Origin of the sequence: Paenibacillus sp. GCM10023252, assembly GCF_042653305.1 — a bacterium.
In the GTDB taxonomy this organism is placed as follows: Bacteria; Bacillota; Bacilli; order Paenibacillales; family Paenibacillaceae; genus Pristimantibacillus.
This window is the reverse complement of sequence record NZ_JBHSHW010000033.1, coordinates 1-2,374: the sequence shown is the minus strand read 5'-3', so window position 1 is coordinate 2,374 and position 2,374 is coordinate 1. Positions and strand designations below refer to the sequence as shown.

At 43.4% G+C, this 2,374-nt stretch carries 5 protein-coding genes and 1 pseudogene; 5 read left to right on the top strand and 1 reads right to left on the bottom strand.

Going from position 1 to position 2,374, the window contains the following annotated elements; genetic code table 11:
* The 4 genes from ACFO9Q_RS19560 to ACFO9Q_RS19545 all read left to right on the top strand — a co-directional run.
* Positions 1 to 304: YetF domain-containing protein (locus ACFO9Q_RS19560; RefSeq protein ID WP_379185257.1), on the top strand; the 304-nt coding region annotated here is incomplete at its 5' end.
* 216 nt (positions 305 to 520) lie between these two features.
* A complete protein-coding gene (locus ACFO9Q_RS19555) occupies positions 521 to 829 on the top strand; it encodes a PadR family transcriptional regulator (RefSeq protein ID WP_379185258.1) in 309 nt (102 codons plus the stop codon).
* The gene (locus ACFO9Q_RS19550) at positions 826 to 1,191 is read left to right on the top strand and encodes a DUF1048 domain-containing protein (RefSeq protein ID WP_379185255.1); all 366 of its coding nucleotides are present in this window, start codon (positions 826 to 828) and stop codon (positions 1,189 to 1,191) included. The genes ACFO9Q_RS19555 and ACFO9Q_RS19550 overlap by 4 nt, the downstream gene beginning before the upstream one ends.
* On the top strand, positions 1,188 to 1,472 hold the full coding sequence (locus tag ACFO9Q_RS19545; RefSeq protein ID WP_379185253.1) for a DUF1048 domain-containing protein: 285 nt from the start codon (positions 1,188 to 1,190) through the stop codon (positions 1,470 to 1,472). Before ACFO9Q_RS19550 ends, ACFO9Q_RS19545 begins: the two co-directional genes overlap by 4 nt.
* Positions 1,473 to 1,498: 26 nt before the next feature.
* Here the strand turns inward: ACFO9Q_RS19545 and ACFO9Q_RS19540 are convergent, their stop codons facing one another.
* Positions 1,499 to 1,978, bottom strand: a complete 480-nt coding sequence (locus ACFO9Q_RS19540) for a ferritin family protein (protein WP_379185251.1) — start codon at positions 1,976 to 1,978, stop codon at positions 1,499 to 1,501.
* Positions 1,979 to 2,107: 129 nt separating this feature from the next.
* On the opposite strand from ACFO9Q_RS19540, the pseudogene ACFO9Q_RS19535 reads away from it, so the two are divergent.
* Positions 2,108 to 2,374: pseudogene (locus ACFO9Q_RS19535) on the top strand (hypothetical protein); the annotation flags it as partial.

Below are 2,374 nucleotides of genomic sequence, written 5' to 3'. Positions count from 1 at the left end.
ATATCGGACCTTCACGCTGAAAGATTATCAATCGCAGTTACAAATCGAACAGCAAACTCAATCAATCCTACAACCAGGATCAACACCTGCGATGAAATCTAGGTATCCAATTGAACTCATTATGGAGGGCAGGCTGATTCCCGAAAATTTGCGCGAAGCCAATATGGGACCCGAGGTAATTGAAAAGGCTATCCGGAACAAAGGTTGTTCAATTAGTGATGTCTTTTACGCCGTGAAGGGTACAGATGGAAAGCTTTATTTAGATTTCTATCCTGATCGACTAAGTAAACCGTTGGATCTGTAGTTGAGTAGTGTAATGTCGAGCGACTTTCTTGCCCCAAGTAATGATGCGAAATCTCAGGTGTGCTGGCAATTGCGATGACACTTGAATGGTTGTGACACACTGGGAATGCTGTTGACAGGTCCACTACTGCGTGATACTATATACCTGTAATAAGTGATACTGAATACAAGTCTTACTGAATAGCTAGGAGTGATTGTGCTGGATAATCTAACTGAAATGCTCAAAGGCTCGCTCGAGGGCTGCGTCCTAGAAATTATTAGCCGTAATGAGACCTATGGCTACGAAATTACGCGGCGGCTGAATGCCCTTGGATTCACAGATGTTGTGGAGGGAACCGTGTACACGATCCTGATTCGGCTTGAAAAAAACAAGCTGGTGGAAGTGACCAAGAAACCGTCTGATATGGGACCGCCGCGAAAGTTTTTTGCAATCAATGATGCTGGGCGTGAGGAGCTGAGAATATTCTGGGAGAAGTGGGAATTCGTATCCTCAAAAATCAACGAGCTAAAGGAGAAAAAACAATGAATGTATGGGATAAAATCACTGGAAGCGACTTGACTAAAGAAATAAAGCAATTCGAGCTTAGAGCCAAAAAACTGCCGAAGGATTATCAAACGGCTTGGGCTGAAATCAATGCTTATCTATGGCCGCATTCCAACTTCACTGGTCGCAATCTCATGCCTATTCTTGACGGTGTGCTTGGTCTGCTCGAAGAGACGGCAGCTGACGGCCAGCGTGTTCATGAGGTGCTTGGTGATGATATCAGAGGCTTCTGCTCAGCGCTGGCCGGCGAAGAAGGGGTGAGGTCCTATCGCGACAAGTGGCGTCAACAGCTTAACGATACAATTGCTAAAAAACTAGGTAAGAAAAAGGAGGAGCATATATGAGTATTCAGGATATCATGAATGGCAAAAAAGAGTGGCGAGCGCATGTGGCTCGTGTAAAAGGTCTCCCGCAAGATTATCGGATTGTCTATAAAGAGATTCAGAACTATCTGTTCAAGGTTGGACCTGTAGAGCTAACCGATGGATCAAGCTTGCTCTCGGGAATCGTTGATCTCTTCGAAGAGGGAGCGAACATGGGGAGAGGCGTACTCGAAGTGACGGGCACAGACGTAGCGGCTTTCTGCGATGATCTCATTAAAAACTCAAAAACTTATAAAAGTTGAAGTCTTAAGGACAGACAACACCCGGTTCAACTGAACCGGGTGTTTAAATTACGCAAAAGCAAATTATTATACTTAGCAGCATGCTTCTGTTCATCCACGATAATGCCGTAAATGGTATCCTTATAGATACCACTCGGAAGCCCAAACCAGATTTTTCTATATTTCTCAATCGCGGCTAATTCACCCTCGAACGCTTGCTGTAATCCATTCATGTACGTAGTCACGATAGGATTATCTTCGTTCAATGTCCCTGTAACTTCATAGCCGGTTAAGTCCTTGTACATTTGCCTAAACATACGATTATGACCCCGTTCATCGTCTCTTATCGAGGCGATGATGGCAGCTTGCTGTGCATTCGGTGCCATCTTGATCAACTGATCATAAAACAGTTCGTCATTCCGTTCTCCTTGCACAGACTCCTTAATCAATTCAACTGCCTGCTGGGGAGTAGTGAGCCAGACAGGCACAAGGGAAGGAGCTCTCCAATAAGGATTCACAACATTCATAACTTTCCTCCATGGTCCGCAGATGGTAGGCACATGTCATCATATTCACTACATTTCAAATGGTGAGAATAAATGAATAGCCAATGAACAAAATATGCCTATACTGACTGTTGTACTGGAGGAACACTAATGACAGAGCATATCGTCATTTTATTTCGAAGTATTGCTGCTTTTCTGATTCTATTGGCTATTACAAGGCTAATTGGCAAACAGACTTTGTCGAATATGAATATTCATGAATTCGTTACTGCTATCATTTTAGGTGCTATATCCGCGAACTTAGCATTTAATGAGAAAATAAACATCACTCATTTGCTCATTTCCTTATTCGTGTTTACGGTCACTTCATGGATCATTCAAATTGTATCCTTAAAGAGCCGCAAGAGCGAAAGGTTG